Raw genomic sequence first — 19,652 nt, 5'->3', positions numbered from 1 at the left:
TATGACGATATTATCATCAAAAAAAGGACCATTATATTTACAAATTAAACAGATTATAGAGGATAGAATTATCCATGGAATATACACAGTAGGTAATCACATACCTACGGAAACTGATTTTGAAAAAGAATTCAATGTAAGTAAAGTGACTGTTAGAGCAGCGATTAAAGAACTTGTTGCTTTAGGTTATTTAGAGAAAAAAAGTGGAAAAGGTACGACAGTAATAAGCCATAAACCATTTAATAAAGTTACTAAAAATAAGAACTTTACAGAAAAATTGGTTGAAGAAGGAAACGAAATTAAAAAAATTATTAAAGATATAGCTGTAATTAGAAACGAAAAAAATAGTGAATTATATAACATGTTCGGTGAAAATGCCTATAAAATTACAAGAGTATATTTATTAAATAATACACCATATATTTTATTCAATCATTATTTACCATATCCTTTAAATAGCCTGAGTAATTATGAGGATCAAAAGAAAAATAATGATTTATCAATTTATAAAATTTTAGAAGAGTCAGGTATTGAAATAAAAAATACAGAAGATTCTTTCTCAGTGAAAGAAGACCAAGCGGCTACTAACTTTTTAGAACTTAATAAATCTGTTTCGTTGTTAGTAAGAGAAAGACAATCTTATGATTACAATGGTAATACAGTTGAATATAGCATTGGTTATTATAATAGTAAGTTGAAAAAATATAGCATCAGTTTAAACAATTGATGCTTTAACTTTTGTGATTAAATGGTAGCGCTAACATAATAGGGGGAAAATGATGGATTCAAATATATATTTATTAATCATTACGCTACTTTCAATTGTGATTGTTATTTTAGGGGTTGCATTATGGAAATGGCATGCTTTTATCAGTTTAACGGTTGCAGGATTATTCTTAGCAATTATGGCAGGCATGTCTCCAGACAAAATTGTTACTGCATATGAGACGGGTGTTGGAGATGTTCTAGGACATTTAGTCGGCATATTAGCATTAGGGACTATTTTAGGGAAATTAATGTCTGATTCTGGAGCAGGTATGCAAATATCTGATTTCTTAATTAAAAAATTAGGTCCAAAGAAATTACCTTGGGCTATGTTGTTTTCAGGATTCATAATTGGAATTCCAGTATTCTTTGAAGTAGGTATTGTTATCTTATTACCATTAGTAATATCCATACACAAGACTACTAAAAAGAATATATTACTGATAGCTATACCATTGTTAGCAGGTTTATCAATAGTTCACGGAATTGTTCCACCTCACCCTGGGGCAATGACAGCAATAGGTATATATGAAGCTGATTTAGGTAAAGTATTATTATATTCATTAATCATAGCTTTACCAACTGCGATTATTGCTGGTCCACTATTTGGTAAGTTTATTAGTAAAAGAGTCATACCAGAAAATTCACCAAATATTATTAAAGTTAGCAATAAAACAACTGGATTCCCAAGTGTTTCAGTATCTTTCTTTATAATCGTGTTGCCGGTACTGCTAATGCTGCTTTCAATTGTTACACCATATTTAGGTGACTTACCTAATTTAATTAAAAACACATTGTTATTTATAGGTAGCCCAGTTATAGCGCTATTGATATCATGTTTTGCAGCTTTCTATTTTCTTGGATTTAAGCAAGGCATGAATAAAAATGTAATTAAAGAAATAGTAGAAGAATGTATTTTACCAATAGGGTCAATTATATTAATTATTGGTGCTGGAGGAGGATTTAAAGAAATTCTTATAGAAACAGGAGTAGGAGAAACAATTGCTCAAATGACTGAGAATTTATCACTATCTCCATTATTATTAGCATTTTTAGTAGCTGGTCTAATTCGGGTAGCGACAGGATCTGCTACAGTTGCACTAACTACTGCAGCTGGAATCGTTTCGCCAATAATACAGAATTTATCCGGAGTAAATTTAGAGTTACTCGTTATTGCTACTGGAGCAGGTTCACTAATGCTATCACATGTGAATGATGCAGGATTTTGGATGGTAAAAGAATACTTAGGATTAAGTGTAAAAGAAACATTCAAAACATGGACAGTCATGGAAACACTTCTGTCCGTAGTAGCATTCTTAATAGCATTTGCATTAAATAGTTTTATATAGATAAAAAAGCTAAATTCATTTATTGAATCTAACTTTACATAAACCAGCCAACAAACTCTCAGACTTTGTTGGCTGGTTTTGCTATTGATATCATCGGAATACAAACAGCTCGTATTCAGTATCTAGATGAATAGTAAGATAGCATGAAAGAAGATAAAGTAGGGCAAGCGTAAGGGACAAAATTCCGAGAAATGTCCGTAAGAGGTGTTGTTAGGGACAAAATTCTGAGAAATGTCCGTAAGAGGTGCTGTAAGGGACATAATTCAGAGAAATGTCCGTAAGAGGTGCTGTAAGGGACATAATTCAGAGAAATGTCCGTAAGAAGGGTGCTAAGGGACATAATTCAGAGAAATGTCCGTAAGAGGTGCTGTAAGGGACATAATTCTGAGAAATGTCCATAAGAGTGGTTGTTAGGGACATAATTCAGAGAAATGTCCGTAAGAAGGGTGCTAAGGGACAAAATTCAGAGAAATGTCCGTAAGAGATGTTGTCTAAGGAGCACAATTCAGAATTCTGCTAGTAAGCGCACTCTAAGGAGCACAATCCAGAATTATGCCAGTAAGAACATTCTAAGGAGCACAATTCGAAATTCTGCCAGTTAGCGCATTCTAAGGAGCACAATCCAGAATTCTGCCAGTTAGCTCTCACTGGAACTAATATAAATCCAACGCTCTATAACAATTTCTTTAACTGTCACTCAACATTGCTTCTGCGATTAGTTGATAGGATCTTTTTTTATCTTCAAAGTCATATATATTTGTAATGATCATAAATTCATTTGTTTGATAGAATTCTGCTAGTTTATGTAGTTCTGTTTTGACTGTTGTTGGTGAACCGACTATACATCTTTTTCTATTTTCTTCTATTTGTTCTAATTCTTCTTTTGTGTATTCTTCAATATTTATTTCTTCTCGTGGTTGTACTTTTGTGCCTAATCCTTTTCCTACGTTTAATAACCATTTGTCTTGTGTGATTGCGAGTTCTTCTGCTTTTTCGTCGGTTTCTGCACAGACTACAAATATACAAATGATTGTTGTCGCTTCTTTATGATTTACTGATGGTACGAAATCTTTATTATAGAGTTTCATAGCTATTTTACCGTATTTAGGATTGATGAAATGTCCGAATACAAATCCAATACCTAGTTTTGCTGCATTTTTCGCTCCATTTTCAGTAAGTCCTAATAACCACATTGCTGGTGGGTTATCTATTCGTGGTCCTGCTTTTACGAGTCTATATTCGTGATCTCTAGATAGTGTGTTGTGCAAGAATCCTTGTAAATCTGATACTTGTCTATAAAAGTCTTCTTTAGGTTTAATATGATTATCTGTTAATGCTTTTTGAGTGATAGGAGAACCACCGGGTGAATTGCCGAACCCTAAGTCGATACGATTAGGGTACAAAGCTGATAATGTTTTAGCATTTTCTGCGATTTTATATGGGCTATATTGCGGCAGTAATATACCACCAGATCCGATTCGAATTTTATGAGTAGAAGCGGCAATTTGTGTCATTAAGATTTCAGGAGAAGAACTTGCTAAACCGCTTGTATTATGATGTTCAGCTACCCAATATCGATAGTATCCTAGCGATTCAGTCCATTTAGCTAATTTAATTGTATTTTGTAGCGTTTCTTCAGGATTACTGCCTTTGGATATTGGCGCTTGATCTAATACACTTATTTTTAACATGATGCTCCTCCTTAAAATTTATATCTCATATTTATTATAAGTATATCTTATCTTTCAAAATATAATGATATTTTGCTTGGGTATTATTTTTTGAATCTTGTGAAAATCATTAATTAGATGTAAAGTTAATGTGAAAAAATTAATAATGAACTTAATTATATATTGGAAAGACGCTGTTTACTGTAAAAGTATTCAGTGTCTTTTTGTTATTGTGTAAAGCGCTTACATTTTTTCCGTTTTTAATTAGAATATAAAAATACTAACAATTGTTAAAGGATAAATTTACAATATTAATTAAGGGAGATGTTAAAAATGTTAAAAAGTCGGCCGATGAATATTTTGAATATTTTTCTTAATAGTAAAGAAAGCGTTTCTGCAAAAGAACTTAGTATCATGTTCAACAAAACGGAACGAACTATTAGAAATGATTTAAAGGATATAAATGAGTTTCTAATAACAAATCAATTTTTTGAAATTAATAACAACAGTGGTTTGTTTATATTAAATTTATCAAACTCAGAACGTACTAAATTAAAAGAAATTGTTTCAGGTGAAGTTGAAGAGCAAATTTACAATCCTGCGTATAGAAAAGAATACATTATAAGTCATGCTTTATCAGATGATTCCTATAAAAAAATTTATGAATTGTGTGAGGAATTGCAGATTTCTAAAAGTACAATGGATAAGGATATGAAACAAGTTCGTATGGACTTAAACAAATTTAATTTGAAGATCGTTTCTAATGTTTCTACAGGTTTATCTATTGAAGGAAATGAAAGAGATATACGAACATTCCTTTATGATTACTTAGTTAAAAAAATAACTGAAGATAAAGTTACAATTGACAATTTATTTGACAGTTACAGTCCTTTGATTCATTACATTGACTCAAAAAATATAGAAAATATTAAAGATACTTATACTAAAATTATTTCAATTGAACAAAATGATATTAAACTATCAGCGATCATATTAACAGCTATTTGGATATCTCGTATTAGTCATAACCATATATTAGCAACAGAAAAAGATGACAAGAGAAAACAACTAAGCATAATAAATATTTTTATTGATGAAGTTATAAATTGGAAAGCACAAGATGTTAGTTTAGGTGAATTTAATTATATTAATAATAGACTTGATGTTTTAATTGGAGGAAAGAAACAAGTTACAGATGATAAACACGAAGCACTGTCTCAGCTAATTAGCCTTAAATTAATTGAGTATGTAGAGCATGAATTGTCTATTGATTTTACAGGCTATCAAAGTTATTTATTTGAAGGACTAAATAAACATATCTCGGGATTGATTAGCCGTTTGCAACAAGGTATTCAAATATATAATCCTTTGAAAGAAAATATTAAAAATAGCCACAATAAGTTTTTTAATACAATAAAAAAATATTCAATGAATCGTTTAAATAGATATATAGAACTGGATTTTACAGAAGATGAAATAGCATTTATAACTGTTTATTTTTCTACTGCATACTTTAAATACGTTCAACAAAATAAACACTATTTTAATGCTGTAATTGTTTGTAGTTTTGGTATTGCTACGAGCAACTTATTGGCTGAAATTTTAAAGTCACATTTTAATGTGAATATAATAAAAATTCTTGCATCAAATGAAGAAGATTTTATAAAAAATGATGATGTAGATATTGTGTTTACGACTATTGATGCAGATTTTGATAAACCTACTTGTTATGTTAATGCCATAGTTAACGAAACAGATATAAAGAAAATAGAAGCATTTTTAGAACAACACGCATACTTATCTAGAAATAATGAAAAGTTTAAGCGTAATGAAGTTTCATTATTTAAAGACTTATCTATTTGGTTAGAAGATAAGGGCATGAAATTAAATGAGCAGGATTATAAAGATATTAAAAACTTATTTGAAATAAATAATTTTAATTTCAATGATAAAGAGGTGCAGCCTATGTTAAATGAAGTATTGGAAAATCATCATGTTCTTTTAGATGAAACGTGCTCTGATTGGAAGAATGCGATTAAGATGGTTTCCAAACCATTACTTGATGACGGAATTATCACATCTCAATATCAAGATGCAATGATTAATTCAGTTGAAGAATACGGTCCATATATTGTAATTGGTAAGCATATAGCGTTAGCACATGCTAGACCAGAAGAAGGTGCTAACGCATTAGGTGTTAGTATTGCAACTCTAAATCCTAATATAGAGTTTGGAAATGAAATAAATGATCCGGTTAAAATTATATTTTGTTTATCAGCAACTGATTCATTTTCACATTTAAATATTATGAAAAGTATCGTATCACTTGTGAGAAATGAAGAAAAAGTAGACAAATTACTGAGTTTTAAGGATAAAGATGAATTTATAAATTATTTATTAGAGGAGGAATTAGCATGAGTAAACTAAATATACTTTTTGTTTGTGGAGCAGGATTAGGAAGTAGTTTTGCATGTCAAATGGCAGCTGAAGATGTATTAAACAAATTAGGTGTAGATGCAAATCTAGATCACGATACAATTTCATCTGCTGTATCAAGAAATGCTGAAATCATAATAACGGGAGAAAATTTTAAGTCGCAGTTTAATAATTTTTCAATAGATGAAGATGTAACTTCAATTGTTTATTTAAAGAATATTGTATCTACAGATGAAATAGAAGAAAAGCTTTCACCAGTTCTTAAAGAAAAAGGGATCATTTAATAAGGAAGTGATGCTATGCAAATTATAAACTTTATTATACAAAATATTTTGACACAAGCAGCAATAATTGTGGCTTTAATTGCAATGTTAGGTTTAATATTACAGAAAAAATCAACTGGGCAAATTATATCAGGATCGTTTAAAACATTGTTAGGTTTTCAAGTATTAACTGCAGGTTCGGCTATTATTGTTGGAAGTTTAACATATTTCGGCAAGATATTTTCTGAAGGATTCCAAATGGAAGGTATTGTACCTTCCATTGAAGCAATAAATGGACAAGCAATGGGAGATTTAGGATTAGGTCGAGAAATAGCATTTACATTTTTAGCTATTTTTATATTTAATATTTTAATAGCACGTTTCACACCATGGAAATATATATTTTTAACTGGTCAAGCATTATTATGGATGGCTACTATGACTACGATTGGTGGATACTTTGCAGGATTAAGAGGATTTCCTCTAATTGTTGTAGGAGGATTGATTGGTGGTGTGTTTGCAACAATGATGCCTGCAATAGCTCAACCGTTTGTAAGGAAAATAGTAGGTGGTGACAACATTGCTTTAGGACATTTTTGTACTCTTGGTTACGTGTTTGAAGCAGGTGTTGGGTATGTATTTGGTAAAAGAGGAGAAAATAGAAAATCAGTTGAAGATTTAAAATTACCAAAGAATTTTGAGTTTTTACAAGACACATATTTATCACTGATGGTCGTTATGGCACCTTTATTTTTAGTAACGGTATTATTTGCAGGCGAGGACTTTGCTTCAAAATTATCAGGTGATACACATTATGTGATGTATGCTTTCATGCAATCAATTCAGTTTGTAGTTGGAGTCTATGTATTACTAGCTGGTGTTAGATTACTTCTTGGAGAAATTGTACCAGCATTTAAAGGTATTGCAATGAAATTAGTTCCAGATGCAAAACCTGCGTTAGATTGTCCTGTGCTTTTCCCATTTTCACCAAATGCTGTAATAATCGGTTTTATAACAACAACGATTGGTACAGTCATTGCGATGTTCTTCTTCCCAACTTTAGGGTTAGCCATGATAATACCTGGAATATTGACTAACTTTTTTGCAGGAGGCACTGCAGGTATATTTGGTAATTTAACTGGTGGATTAAGAGGCGCAATTATAGGTGGTATTGCACATGGTTTATTCATTACTTTACTTCCAGCACTTTTAGTTACAGTGCTTAGCAATATGGGATTTGTTAACGCCACTGCAACAGATGTTGATACTGTAGCGGCAGCACTATTTTATGCATGGATTATTGGACCATTAATGAAAGCATTTTAAAGGGAGAGAAAAATATGTATATTAATTTAAAAGAAGCAACTGAAAAAGCAGACCGTTTAAATTGTACGATAGGTGCTTTCAATGCACATAATTTAGAAATGTTGCCAAGTATGATAGATGCAGCTAAAGAAGCAGGTAGCCCAATCATTATACAAACAAGTGTTGATACTGCAAAGTATATTGGATATAAGACATTGGTTACTGTAACTAAAAGTATAGCTAATTCAGAAATGGTTGATGTTGTGCTTCATTTGGACCATGCTAAAGATTTTAATGATATAAAAAATGCGATAGATGCAGGTTATTCGTCTGTTATGTTTGATGGTTCATCATTACCATTAAAAGAAAACATAATGAAGACAAAAGCCGTAGTCGATTATGCACATAAAAGAGGGACATCAGTTGAAGCTGAACTCGGAATAATTGGGGGTACTGAAGAAGGAATAACAATTGATGGTTCTGAAGTAAAATATACAGATCCTTATGATGCTAAATATTTTGCAGAAGCTACTAATGTAGATGCATTAGCTGTAGCAATAGGTACAAATCATGGACAATTTAAATCTAAAACAAATGTTAATATTCGATTGTTAGCTGAAATTAATGAGATTGTGGAAACACCTCTTGTAGTACACGGTGGTACAGGTGTTAAAGAAGAAGACGTGCCTGAATTAATAGATAATGGAATAAGAAAATTCAACGTAGGTACAGAATTGCTTGTAACTTGGACAGAAACAGCAAAAAAATATTTTGGTGAAACAAAAGTGAATAAATCATTAAGACATAATATTATCCCATGTAATGAAGCGGTGAAAAATATTGTTGCACATAAGATTAATTTATTCATGAATAAAGAACGCGTTAAAATATGATCGATAATCAAAAAAGATTTATAATTATATTGGCTGGTCCTCCAGGTACCGGAAAAACATATTTAGCTAATCAAATAATCGAACAGGATTCTAAATGGCATTTATTATCTTATGATGATATTAAAGAAATGTATTTCGATAAGTATGGTTTCAACAACATAATTGAAAAAAATAACCTTGGAAATGAAGCATGGGAATATTATTATAAAAAACTAGATAACTATTTAAAAAAATCAACAAAAATAATAATTGATTATCCATTTAGTTATAAGCAAGAGAACAAACTGAAAGAAATGATTAGTAAATATAATTATAAACCGATTACGTTAACGTTATATGGTGATATGGAAATATTATTTCATAGACAAAAAGAAAGAGATTTAAAGGACTCCAGGCATATTGGACATATACTAACAAGTTATCATATAGGAAATAAGCATCAACAACCAGATGACTTAGATGATTTTACAACATTTAAAGAACGCTGTGAAAATAGAAAATATGACGAATTTCATATAGGTGAGTATAAAAAAATAGACGTAACAAATTTTGAGAATATCGATGTTCAAGAAATAGTAAACTGGGTTTACAGTAAAATAAAATAATAAAACACCGCGAAGGAAGGAACATTCCTACTTCGTGGTGTTTTGGTGTTAATTGCTGTATTTTTCTACTGCTTGTTGAATAGGTGTCTTACCTTTTGTAAGCTCTAATATTTTATGGGAAGTGTTTGGTTGGTTAAGTAATTCTACAATTACATTTGCGACATCATCTCTTGGGATTTCATCGTAGCTGATTGCGTAACCAAGCGTTATTTGTCCATTTGCTTCATCGTTAGTAAGCGTGCCTGGACGAAGAATTGTCCAGGCTAATGCAGATTGTGCTAATTCTACATCGGCTTGTCTTTTCATTTTCATATAGAATTCGAAGCTTTCAGATATATTCATACCTCTACCAGCATCTGGAAATGCAGACACGAGTATAAAGCGTTTGATACCAGCTTGTTCAGCAGCTTCAATCATTTTAGTAACGCCGTCTCCATCAACTGCTTTTGTGAGTTCGACACCAGCACCACCAGCACCTGCAGTAAATATTAATGCATCAATACCTTGAAATTTAGAAGTGTATTCTGATACGTCTGTTTTTATAATATCTGCTAGTTCCGTTTTCACGCCAAGTTGATTGAGTTCTGGAGCTTGTTCCTCTTTACGTATAAATCCAATAGGTTCATCACCGCGTTCAGCTAGCTTTTTTCCGAGATGTTTTCCAATATTTCCGTTCGCGCCAATAATTGCTACTTTCATATTTGAACTTCCTCTCTAATAGAAAATGTTTACTATTAAAGCGTATATAAGAAAAGGTTTATTTTCAATTAAATAGATTTATTGTTGAAATCTATTTCTTATTTCATTGATATTTATAAAAGTGTTTTGTCATCTTCTGAATTGACCTTACGTAAATGATCGATTGTGATTTCTTTGCAAGTACGTAATGTATTATTAATTGCTTCATAATCAATATTTTTCAATATAATAGAACGTTCATCTAAAGGATCTCTTACTTTTTTAAAGTAATTTAATTCTTCGAGCGTTTTAATTGCACCAGTTAGTTCAGAAGAAGATGGTTCAAACATTAGTTTTCGAAGCTTTCTAACGTATATTTCATCCTCATTCATTTGTTCTATATAATATAGAGTAAGAATGTCCATTCTTTTTAGTTGTGTTTTATCAAAGATGTTGTTGAAAATGTCCTTTTTTAATAGTTCGTAATGCATAATCTTTTCCATAATATCCTCCTGGTTATTTAATTTTTTCCAAATGTATATATCTTTGTTGTTAGCTTATTGATTAAAATAAAGTATTTCCAAATTTTAAGCATTTGTTGAAGGTTTATTGGGAAAAATATATTTCTCCTAAATAATACCAAATTATTAACTAGTAAAGCAATATAATAAGTAAAAAATCATATGTATTTTATTAAAATAATAAATTGCAATAATAATTGTATAATACAAATAAATTTATAATTTGCTTGTGTATAACAGAAAAATCAAAAAAATGGAAAAAGAGTCTAGGACAAATTATTTGTCCTAGACTCTTATATCGTCAAAGCTTATATTATTTTAAAAGATTACTATAAAAGTAGTTATCAGAGATGGCATCCATACTCACATAAGTCAGAAGAAGTGTAAGCAAGGGTATCCATACTCACATAAGTCAGAAGAAGTGTAAGCAAGGGTATCCATACTCACACAACGTAAGAGAAGTGTAAGCAAGGGTATCCATACTCACACAACGTAAGAGAAGTGTAAGCAAGAGTATCCATATTCACACAACGTAAGAGAAGTGTAAGCAAGGGTATCCATATTCACACAACGTAAGAGAAGTGTAAGAAAGGATAGCCATACTCACAAAACGTAAGAGAAGTGCAACTAATGATCGTCTTAATCAAGGGTTCACGCTTTTCAATAACTTAACCGTTAAATTCTGCTGGGTTTGGTCCTATGCGTTTGTTTTGATTAAGTGCATCTAATCTCTTGATTTGATCATCATTTAAACTGAAGTTAAAGACTTCAAAGTTTTCTTCGATGCGTGAAGGTGTTACTGATTTTGGTATTGTGATAACGTCATGGTCGATGTTCCAACGTATGATGACTTGTGCTGGTGATTTATTTATTTCTTTAGCAATACGATTTACTGTTTCGTCTTGTAGAATTTCTGCATTCATAAGTGGTGACCATGATTCCATTTTTATTTCGTGTTTGCTTAAATAGTTTCTTAGTTCTGTTTGTGTTAAGTATGGATGAAATTCTACTTGGTTCAATACTGGTTTAACATTAGCTTGATTGATTAGAATTTCTAAGTGATCGATATTGAAGTTACTTACGCCAATATTTTTAACTAATTGTTGATTATATAAGTTTTCCATACCTTCCCAAGTATTCAATAGTAAATCTAAATCTGTACCTGGCCAATGCATCAAATATAAATCTAAATAATCTAGACCTAGTAAGTTTAATGATTTTTCATATGCTTTTTGTACATTGTCTTTTCCATAATCATCTATCCATATTTTAGATGTGATAAATAAATCTTCTCTTGTAATATTAGCTGCTTTTATACCTTCAGCAATACCTTCGCCGACTTTTACTTCATTTCCATATATAAATGCTGCGTCAATACTTCTATATCCAGATTGAATAGCGTGTTTGACTGCATCTTTAGCTACGTCGTTATTTTCTACTCTAAAAACACCTAAACCTACGCTTGGCATACTATTTCCATTATGAAACTTTGTGTAATTCATATTCAAAACTCCTTTTTATTAATGTATAGATTAGTATAATGCTATATAGAGTGAAAGGTAAGTACGCACTATTTTGTTCTATAGGCACTAAAAAGTAATATTAAGATTTAATAGTTGACGGATTATAAAATCATTGTATGATAATAACGAGTATATAAATATAAATATGGAGATGAATACGATGATTAGAACTATGATGAACGGGAAGATTCATCGTGCTAGAGTAACTGAAGCCAATTTAAATTATGTAGGTAGTATTACGATAGATGCAGATATTTTAGATGCAGTAGATATTTTGCCAAATGAGAAAGTAGCTATAGTTAATAACAATAATGGTGCGCGCCTTGAAACTTATGTTATTGAAGGTGAACGTGGCAGTGGCAAAATTTGCTTAAATGGTGCTGCAGCAAGATTAGTTCAAGTAGATGATATTGTTATTATTATGAATTATGTTCAAGTTACTGATGAAGAAGCAAAAACGCATGCACCAAAAGTAGCTGTTATGAACGAGAAGAACGAGATTATTGAAATGATACATGAAAAAGAAAATCAAATTGTTCTTTAAAGGAGACTTGTTATGCATATACTAGCAACTATTTTTGTAGTTATTGTTGCAATTGAACATTTGTATATTATGTATTTAGAAACGATTGCGACAGATTCTAAAAAAACATCACAAACTTTCAATTTAAAGCAACAAGTATTAAAAGATAAAAATATTCAAGTCCTTCTGAAAAATCAAGGTATATATAATGGCTTATTAGCTATAGCTTTGTTTTACGGGGCATTTTTATCATCAAACCCGAAAGAATTTGTAGCTTTATTGTTAATGTTCATTATTGTAGCAGCAGTATATGGCAGTCTTACAAGTTCGAAATCCATTATATTAAAGCAAGGTGGACCTGCAATAATCGCCTTAATTCTATTATTATTATAAAAAATTAGAATCCTAAATGTGAACGTTTAGTAAACGGCTTTTCTACATTATTTAAAAAGTGTAGACAAAGTATACACATTTAGGATTTTATCTCTTTTTAGAAGCATTTTGAAATGATACTATAAGCGTTATGTTGTATACACTGTATGCATAAACTATAGAGTAGATTTTAGGGAGGAAATATTTTGGCTAATTTTTTATTTAAATTAGGTTCATCCATTGCTAAACATAAATGGTTAACAATTATTATATGGGTTGTTGTTTTAGCGGGTATTATCACACCATTAGCAATTAATAAACCCACTTTCGATAATGACATTACAATGAATGGTATTAAGTCAATCGATACGAACGATAAGATTGAAAAGGAATTTAATCAAGATAGTGAAAAGGCAAATGTACGAGTTGTCTTTAAAAGTGATGATAAAAAAGGTATTACAGACAAAAAAGCAATGAAAGAAATTCAAGATGCGTTGAAAGATGCTAAAGATAAAGATGATGATATAAAAGAAATTACCGATCCTTATAAAAATAAACAAATAAATAAAGATCAAACAACTGCTTTTGCAGATATCAATTATAAAGTTTCTCAAACATCTATAAAATCTGATTCTGTAGATAAAGTGAAAGATGCTATGAAACCTTTAGACGATGAAGGCATACAGACAGAACTTACAGGTAACGCTTTAAACGCAAGTACTGAAATTGGAGGTAGCTCTGAAGCAATTGGTATTATTATTGCTTTCGTAGTATTACTTGTAACATTCGGATCATTAATTGCTGCAGGAATGCCTATAATTAGTGCACTAGTTGGATTAGGTTCTAGTATAGGGGCAATCGCGTTACTAACATATTCATTTGATATTCCGAACGTTACGCTTTCACTAGCTGTAATGATAGGACTCGCATTAGGAATTGATTATGCACTGTTTATATTATTTAGATATAGACAAATTATTAAAACTGAGCAAAATCATGTTAAAGCAATCGGCTTAGCATTAGGAACAGCAGGTAGTGCTGTTATTTTTGCGGGGGTAACAGTTGTTATTGCGGTATGTGGACTTGGATTAGTCGGCATTGATTTCTTATCTATAATGGGATATGCATCTGCATTAAGTGTTGTATTTGCAGTATTAAGTTCAATTACATTACTTCCAGCAGTAATCAGTGTGTTCCATAAACAAATACATCCAAAGAAACGTAAAATTCATTCTAATGAGAGTTTAGATACTCCGTGGTCTAAATTTGTAGTAGGGAAACCGTGGATTGCTATACTCGTTGGACTAGTAATATTACTAGCAGCCGCACTTCCAGTTACGCATATGAGATTAGGTATACCCGATAATGGTATGAAACCTGATACTTCAACTGAGAAAAAAGCATATGATATTATTTCTGATGATTTTGGAGAAGGTTTCAATGGACCAATCGTAATGCTTGTAGATACTTCAGATAAAAAAGATGATCAAAAAGCCTTACAAAAAGATTTACAAGGATTAATGAAAGATGTTAAAGATATTAAAAATGTTGAAACAGTTACACCACCACAACTAAATAAAGATCAAGATTATGCACTTGTTACAGTACTTCCTGAAAAAGGACCAAATGCAGAATCAACATATGATCTAGTACACGATTTGAGAGATTATAATTCAGACTCTAAAGATAAGTATGACTTAAGTACTGAAATATCAGGACAAAGTGTTATTAATATAGACATGTCAGAAAAACTTAACGAAGCAATACCATTATTTGCTGGTGTAATTATATTATTAGCATTCGTATTATTAATGGTAGTATTTAGATCTATCATCATTCCACTTAAAGCAGTACTAGGATTCGTATTATCACTTGCTGCAACGTTAGGATTTACGACGCTTGTTATGCAAGATGGATTTATGAGTGGATTATTCGGAGTAGATACAACAGGACCGTTGCTAGCATTCTTACCCGTAATCACGATAGGGTTGCTGTTTGGTTTGGCAATGGACTATGAAGTATTCTTAATGTCTAGAATCCATGAAGAATATGTACGTACAATGAACAATACAAAATCTATTAAAGTAGGACTAAAAGAAAGTGGACCTGTAATAGTAGCAGCAGCGCTAATTATGTTCAGTGTATTTATAGGTTTCGTATTCCAAGATGATGTAATGATTAAATCTATGGGTATAGCATTAGCATTTGGTGTGTTATTCGATGCCTTTGTTGTAAGAATGACAATTATACCAGCACTAACAAAATTATTTGGCAGAGCATCATGGTACTTACCAAACTGGTTAAACACAATTTTACCTAAAATAGACATTGAAGGACACGCACTAAGTGAAAATAATAGCGTTGAACAAACGACAGAAAACAAAAATGTAAGTACAATTGAAGTCAGTCCAAAAACTAAAGACTTATACGATAATATAGATTCAGCTTCAAAAGATGAAGTGTTATATAAAGCATTAAGTCAGTACAACAATAAAACAGAAGAACAACAACATTCAGAAACTGACAATGAAAATATAATGAGCATACTGAATCAACAAAGTAAGAATATCGAACAAGTTAACCACTTAATAGAACGTATAATTAATAAAGATAAATAATCATATAAAAATAAAAAACCTTCCATTAGATATAATTCTGATGGAAGGTTTTTTATTTTATAGTGAGAGGCAAATATAGGTTAAGAGGATAAGGGATTAAGAGATTAAGGAATAAGGGACACAATTCCGAGAAATGTCCGTAAGAGATGCTGTAAGGGACAAAATTCTGAGGAATGTCCGTAAGAGGGTGTGTAAGGGACAAAATTCTGAGAAATGTCCGTAAGAAGGGTGCTAAGGGACAAAATTCTGAGAAATGTCCGTTAGAAGGGTGCTAAGGGACAAAATTCTGAGAAATGTCCGTAAGAAGTGTTGTAAGGGACAAAATTCTGAGAAATGTCCGTAAGAGGTGCTGTAAGGGACAAAATTCTGAGAAATGTCCGTAAGAAGTGTTGTCTAAGGAGCACAATCCAGAATTCTGCCAGTAAGAAGAATCTAAGGAGCACAATTCAGAATTCTGCTAGTAAGAACAATCTAAGGAGCACAATTCAGAATTCTGCCAGTAAGAACATTCTAAGGAGCACAATTCGTAATTCTGCCAGTAAGAAGAATCTAAGGAGCACAATTCGTAATTCTGCTAGTAAGAAGAATCTAAGGAGCACAATTCAAAATTCTGCATCTAAGATTCCTATATAAACGCTCAATTGTAATATCGTTCCGATTACTGGTAATATTTATATAAATATTGAAATTAAATTCCAAAAATGAGATAATGTAAACGATTCCAAAAAGGATGTGTTGATATGTTAGGTTTTTCAGTATATTTAGGTGAATCTTTTGATCGTTCTTATATTGAAACAATGCTAGATAAGGGTTTTCGTTATGTGTTTACGTCTCTTCAAATTCCTGAAGAGGACTCAAGTCAATATTTTGATAAGTTAAAGGAATTGAAGCGTCTTGTAGGAAATAAAGCTGAAATTATAGCTGATGCAAGTCCTCATGCTTTTTCCAATCTTGGTTTGTCTTATAAAGAACCGGAAATTTTAAGTGAAATAGGCATAGATTATATTAGATTAGATATTTCATTAGAACTTTCGGATATTATTTCTTTATTAGATAAAGTGAAAATTGTCTGCAATGCTAGTACAGATGCTATTGATTTACTTAATCAATTACAATCTCAAAATGTTGATATGACTCGCATTATGGTTGCACATAATTACTATCCTCGTCCTGAAACTGGTTTGGATAAACAATTCTTTATAAATAAAAACGAAGAGTTGAAGGTATCTTTTCCAGATGTTTCAGTAATGGCATTTGTTCCTGGAACAACTTTAAGAGGTCCGGTATATCAAGGTTTACCTACATTAGAAGACCATAGAAAAGTCCATCCTCTAGTTGCTGCTAAAGAATTATTAGCACTAGGTGTAGATGATATTTGTATAGGGGATACGCATATCAATCAATCAACAATTAATCAGTTCAACACCTTCTTTAATAAAGGAATCGTGTCACTTCAAGTGCAATCCGAAACAAAGCATTTAGATTATGTTATTGGGAGAATTTTTCATAATAGGAAAGATAAAGCTAGAGATGTGATTAGAGCGGAAGAAGCAAGGCAAACTTTTAAAGATGAAGTAATGCCTGAAAACACGATTGCAAGAAAAAGGGGTGCCATTACTTTAGATAATGTAAAGTATGGTCGATATATGAATGAGTTACAAATTGTGAATAAGAGTTTAAATAGTAATAAAGCAGTAAATGTTATTGGTCATGTATGCGAACAAGATTTGGCATGCATAGACTTGATTGATGCGGGAACTGCATTTCAGTTTGTTGAGGGGGAAGAATAAATGGATATAAGTCGTTTAACGACAGAAACAAGAAACGAGCATTCTTCAAAGTTAGATACTTTAACACCAGCCCAATTCGTTGAAGTAATGAACAATGAAGATCAAAAAGTTGCCCAGTTTATTAAAGAAGAAAATACAGCTATAGCTAATCTTATAACACAAGTTATAAAGAGCTTAAACAATGGTGGAAGATTAATTTATATGGGAGCTGGAACAAGCGGAAGATTAGGTGTTCTAGATGCTGCAGAATGTGTACCAACTTTTGGAGTGACACCTGATGTTGTAATTGGCTTAATTGCAGGTGGTCAAAAGGCGATGACAGTGGCTGTTGAAGGTGCAGAAGATGATGAGGGTCTTGGAGAACAAGATTTAAAAGACTTAAAAATTAATGAGCACGATACAGTAATTGGCATAGCTGCTAGTGGGCGAACACCATACGTAATCGGTGGATTAAAATATGCTCAAAAAATAAATGTGCCTACAGGTTGTGTTACATGTAATAAAGAATCTGAAGTAGGAAGACACGCTGACTTCCCCGTACAAGTAGATGTTGGTCCAGAAGTATTAACAGGGTCTACGAGACTTAAAGCTGGAACTGCACAAAAATTGATTCTTAACATGATTTCAACTGGTGCCATGGTTGGTATAGGAAAAGTGTATGAAAATTTAATGATTGATGTAAAACCAACTAATAAGAAGTTAAAACAACGTGCAATTAATATGATCCAAGAAGTATTAGATTGTACAGATGAAGAAAGTAGTAAACTATTTCAAGATAGCGGAGAACAAGTGAAAGTTGCTATTGTGATGGGGATGCATCATATAACTAAGGACGAAGCAATTGAAAAATTAGCACAAGCTAAGGGGTTTGTAAGAAATACGTAAACAAAGGGGTGTGTAGGTTATGTCAAAAGAAAGAGATATTGCACAAGACATATTGAAAGAAGTCGGGGGAAGAGATAACTTAGACAAAGTTATTCATTGTATGACACGTGTCAGAATGAATATCGTTGACTATAGTAAAGTAGATGTTGAAGGACTAAAGAATATTAAAGGTGTTATGGGTGTTGTAGAAGATGACATGCTTCAAGTGGTTATTGGACCGGGAACTGTTAATAAAGTAGCAAATGAAATGAGTTCAATAATTGGGGTACCTTTAGGGGAAGAGATTAAACATAAAGCATCAAATAAAGAACAAGTTGAAAAAGAAGCGGATTTATTTAAACAAAATATAAATAAAAAGAATCAAACGCCGTTTAAAAAAGTATTAAGATCTATCGCGAATATATTTGTACCATTAATACCTGCTTTCGTTGGTGCAGGTTTAATCGGTGGAATTGCAGCAGTACTCTCAAACTTGTTAGCAGCAGGAACATTAGATGGTGCTTCATGGGAACAATTTGTTTTAGTATTTAATATTATTAAAAATGGTATTTTCGCATACTTAGTTATCTATGTTGGTATCAATGCAGCTAGAGAATTTGGTGCTACACCTGGACTTGGTGGTGTAATCGGTGGTACTACAATGCTAACTGGTATGGATCCAGAAAGTCCGATAAAGAACATTTTCAACGGTGAACCATTAGCAGCAGGACAAGGCGGTGTAATCGGTGTTATCATCGCTGTTTGGATATTATCAATAATAGAAAAGAAACTACACAAGATCGTCCCAAGTGCTGTAGATATTATTGTTACACCAACTGTTACGCTATTTATAATGGGTCTTGCTACGATTTTCATAATCATGCCAATAGCTGGATTTATTTCTAACGGTTTGTTAGGTATTATTGATTGGGTGCTTAATATAGGTGGAGCATTTAGTGGATTTGTATTAGGTGCAACATTCTTACCACTTGTAATGTTTGGATTACATCAAGTCTTAACACCTATTCATATTGAAATGATTAATCAATCTGGAGCTACTTATCTGTTACCAATATTAGCAATGGCAGGTGCAGGACAAGTAGGTGCTGCCTTTGCATTATGGTTTAAATGTAGAAAAAATAAAAAAATTATTAATTTATTAAAAGGTGCTTTACCAGTAGGTATTTTAGGAATTGGTGAACCATTAATTTACGGTGTTACGTTACCATTAGGTAGACCATTTATTACTGCTTGTATAGGTGGCGGTGTAGGTGGAGCTGTCATCGGTGGCATTGGTCAGATTGGTGCAACAGCAATTGGACCAAGTGGTGTATCATTGATTCCTTTAATTTCTGATAATATGTATTTAGGGTATATTGCAGGATTATTAGCAGCTTATCTAGGAGGATTTGTTGCAACATTCTTATTTGGCACAAATAAAGAAATGACTGCACCACAAGAATTGGAAGAGGACTAA

17 protein-coding genes are annotated in these 19,652 nt (G+C 31.8%); 13 read left to right on the top strand and 4 right to left on the bottom strand.

What is annotated here, in order from left to right; translation table 11 throughout:
- The first annotated feature begins 1 nt into the window (after position 1).
- Both LQ609_RS10040 and LQ609_RS10035 read left to right on the top strand, forming a co-directional pair.
- Positions 2-727 carry a GntR family transcriptional regulator gene (locus LQ609_RS10040; RefSeq protein ID WP_208143558.1) on the top strand — a complete coding sequence of 242 codons (726 nt, stop codon included), beginning with the start codon at positions 2-4 and terminating at the stop codon, positions 725-727.
- A 52-nt stretch (positions 728-779) separates the two neighbouring features.
- Complete coding sequence (locus LQ609_RS10035; protein WP_208143559.1) at positions 780-2,114, top strand: GntT/GntP/DsdX family permease; 1,335 nt, start codon at positions 780-782, stop codon at positions 2,112-2,114.
- Positions 2,115-2,800: 686 nt separating this feature from the next.
- Here LQ609_RS10035 and LQ609_RS10030 read toward each other — a convergent pair.
- Positions 2,801-3,805: an LLM class flavin-dependent oxidoreductase gene (locus tag LQ609_RS10030; protein ID WP_239734693.1), complete on the bottom strand. Its 1,005-nt coding sequence runs from the start codon at positions 3,803-3,805 to the stop codon at positions 2,801-2,803.
- Positions 3,806-4,117: 312 nt separating this feature from the next.
- Between LQ609_RS10030 and LQ609_RS10025 the strand changes: the two genes are divergently transcribed.
- Genes LQ609_RS10025 through LQ609_RS10005 form a run of 5 tightly spaced genes read left to right on the top strand, consistent with a single transcriptional unit; the run spans position 4,118 to position 9,286 of the window.
- Complete coding sequence (locus LQ609_RS10025) at positions 4,118-6,202, top strand: BglG family transcription antiterminator (RefSeq protein WP_158079037.1); 2,085 nt, start codon at positions 4,118-4,120, stop codon at positions 6,200-6,202.
- Positions 6,199-6,504 (top strand): PTS sugar transporter subunit IIB, encoded by a 306-nt coding sequence (locus LQ609_RS10020; RefSeq protein WP_078358058.1) that lies wholly within the window; start codon positions 6,199-6,201, stop codon positions 6,502-6,504. Before LQ609_RS10025 ends, LQ609_RS10020 begins: the two co-directional genes overlap by 4 nt.
- A gap of 15 nt (positions 6,505-6,519) precedes the next feature.
- Positions 6,520-7,809 carry a PTS sugar transporter subunit IIC gene (locus tag LQ609_RS10015; protein WP_078358059.1) on the top strand — a complete coding sequence of 430 codons (1,290 nt, stop codon included), beginning with the start codon at positions 6,520-6,522 and terminating at the stop codon, positions 7,807-7,809.
- A gap of 14 nt (positions 7,810-7,823) precedes the next feature.
- On the top strand, positions 7,824-8,681 hold the full coding sequence (locus LQ609_RS10010; protein WP_239734692.1) for a class II fructose-bisphosphate aldolase: 858 nt from the start codon (positions 7,824-7,826) through the stop codon (positions 8,679-8,681).
- Positions 8,678-9,286, top strand: coding sequence for an AAA family ATPase (locus LQ609_RS10005; RefSeq protein WP_239734691.1), 609 nt, complete (start codon positions 8,678-8,680; stop codon positions 9,284-9,286). The genes LQ609_RS10010 and LQ609_RS10005 overlap by 4 nt, the downstream gene beginning before the upstream one ends.
- Before the next feature lie 48 nt (positions 9,287-9,334).
- Here LQ609_RS10005 and LQ609_RS10000 read toward each other — a convergent pair whose 3' ends face one another.
- The 3 genes from LQ609_RS10000 to LQ609_RS09990 form a co-directional block, all read right to left on the bottom strand.
- A complete protein-coding gene (locus tag LQ609_RS10000; protein WP_239734690.1) occupies positions 9,335-9,985 on the bottom strand; it encodes an SDR family oxidoreductase in 651 nt (216 codons plus the stop codon).
- A gap of 113 nt (positions 9,986-10,098) precedes the next feature.
- The gene (locus tag LQ609_RS09995; protein ID WP_078358063.1) at positions 10,099-10,467 is read right to left on the bottom strand and encodes a transcriptional regulator, SarA/Rot family; all 369 of its coding nucleotides are present in this window, start codon (positions 10,465-10,467) and stop codon (positions 10,099-10,101) included.
- Positions 10,468-11,153: 686 nt separating this feature from the next.
- Entirely contained in the window at positions 11,154-11,987 is an 834-nt protein-coding gene (locus tag LQ609_RS09990; RefSeq protein ID WP_208143566.1) for an aldo/keto reductase, read from the bottom strand.
- Positions 11,988-12,168: 181 nt separating this feature from the next.
- Here LQ609_RS09990 and panD point away from each other — a divergent pair, with 181 nt between their 5' ends.
- The 6 genes from panD to LQ609_RS09960 all read left to right on the top strand — a co-directional run bounded on the left by panD (position 12,169) and on the right by LQ609_RS09960 (position 19,652).
- A complete protein-coding gene (gene panD / locus LQ609_RS09985; RefSeq protein ID WP_078358065.1) occupies positions 12,169-12,552 on the top strand; it encodes an aspartate 1-decarboxylase in 384 nt (127 codons plus the stop codon).
- A 12-nt stretch (positions 12,553-12,564) separates the two neighbouring features.
- On the top strand, positions 12,565-12,924 hold the full coding sequence (locus tag LQ609_RS09980) for a DUF1304 domain-containing protein (RefSeq protein ID WP_078358066.1): 360 nt from the start codon (positions 12,565-12,567) through the stop codon (positions 12,922-12,924).
- Positions 12,925-13,109: 185 nt separating this feature from the next.
- Entirely contained in the window at positions 13,110-15,521 is a 2,412-nt protein-coding gene (locus tag LQ609_RS09975; protein WP_239734689.1) for an MMPL family transporter, read from the top strand.
- Positions 15,522-16,261: 740 nt separating this feature from the next.
- A complete protein-coding gene (locus LQ609_RS09970) occupies positions 16,262-17,311 on the top strand; it encodes a MupG family TIM beta-alpha barrel fold protein (RefSeq protein WP_239734688.1) in 1,050 nt (349 codons plus the stop codon).
- Positions 17,312-18,196, top strand: coding sequence for an N-acetylmuramic acid 6-phosphate etherase (murQ, locus tag LQ609_RS09965; RefSeq protein ID WP_107509454.1), 885 nt, complete (start codon positions 17,312-17,314; stop codon positions 18,194-18,196).
- Positions 18,197-18,215: 19 nt separating this feature from the next.
- Entirely contained in the window at positions 18,216-19,652 is a 1,437-nt protein-coding gene (locus tag LQ609_RS09960; protein WP_239734687.1) for a PTS transporter subunit EIIC, read from the top strand.

The organism is Mammaliicoccus sp. G-M28 (assembly GCF_022386595.1).
GTDB classification, from domain to species: domain Bacteria; phylum Bacillota; class Bacilli; order Staphylococcales; family Staphylococcaceae; genus Mammaliicoccus; species Mammaliicoccus fleurettii.
Note: the sequence above shows the minus strand (reverse complement) of the source record. Positions and strands in the feature narration are given on the sequence as shown.

Bases quoted from the DNA above. Each gene is read 5' to 3' on its own strand.
- LQ609_RS09990 (WP_208143566.1), bottom strand. From the start codon at position 11,987: ATGAATTACACAAAGTTTCATAATGGAAATAGTATGCCAAGCGTAGGT.
- murQ (WP_107509454.1), top strand. From the start codon at position 17,312: ATGGATATAAGTCGTTTAACGACAGAAACAAGAAACGAGCATTCTTCA.
- LQ609_RS10000 (WP_239734690.1), bottom strand. From the start codon at position 9,985: ATGAAAGTAGCAATTATTGGCGCGAACGGAAATATTGGAAAACATCTC.
- LQ609_RS10005 (WP_239734691.1), top strand. From the start codon at position 8,678: ATGATCGATAATCAAAAAAGATTTATAATTATATTGGCTGGTCCTCCA.
- panD (WP_078358065.1), top strand. From the start codon at position 12,169: ATGATTAGAACTATGATGAACGGGAAGATTCATCGTGCTAGAGTAACT.
- LQ609_RS10010 (WP_239734692.1), top strand. From the start codon at position 7,824: ATGTATATTAATTTAAAAGAAGCAACTGAAAAAGCAGACCGTTTAAAT.
- LQ609_RS09960 (WP_239734687.1), top strand. From the start codon at position 18,216: ATGTCAAAAGAAAGAGATATTGCACAAGACATATTGAAAGAAGTCGGG.
- LQ609_RS10020 (WP_078358058.1), top strand. From the start codon at position 6,199: ATGAGTAAACTAAATATACTTTTTGTTTGTGGAGCAGGATTAGGAAGT.
- LQ609_RS09980 (WP_078358066.1), top strand. From the start codon at position 12,565: ATGCATATACTAGCAACTATTTTTGTAGTTATTGTTGCAATTGAACAT.
- LQ609_RS10040 (WP_208143558.1), top strand. From the start codon at position 2: ATGACGATATTATCATCAAAAAAAGGACCATTATATTTACAAATTAAA.
- LQ609_RS09970 (WP_239734688.1), top strand. From the start codon at position 16,262: ATGTTAGGTTTTTCAGTATATTTAGGTGAATCTTTTGATCGTTCTTAT.
- LQ609_RS10035 (WP_208143559.1), top strand. From the start codon at position 780: ATGGATTCAAATATATATTTATTAATCATTACGCTACTTTCAATTGTG.
- LQ609_RS09995 (WP_078358063.1), bottom strand. From the start codon at position 10,467: ATGGAAAAGATTATGCATTACGAACTATTAAAAAAGGACATTTTCAAC.
- LQ609_RS10025 (WP_158079037.1), top strand. From the start codon at position 4,118: ATGTTAAAAAGTCGGCCGATGAATATTTTGAATATTTTTCTTAATAGT.
- LQ609_RS10030 (WP_239734693.1), bottom strand. From the start codon at position 3,805: ATGTTAAAAATAAGTGTATTAGATCAAGCGCCAATATCCAAAGGCAGT.
- LQ609_RS10015 (WP_078358059.1), top strand. From the start codon at position 6,520: ATGCAAATTATAAACTTTATTATACAAAATATTTTGACACAAGCAGCA.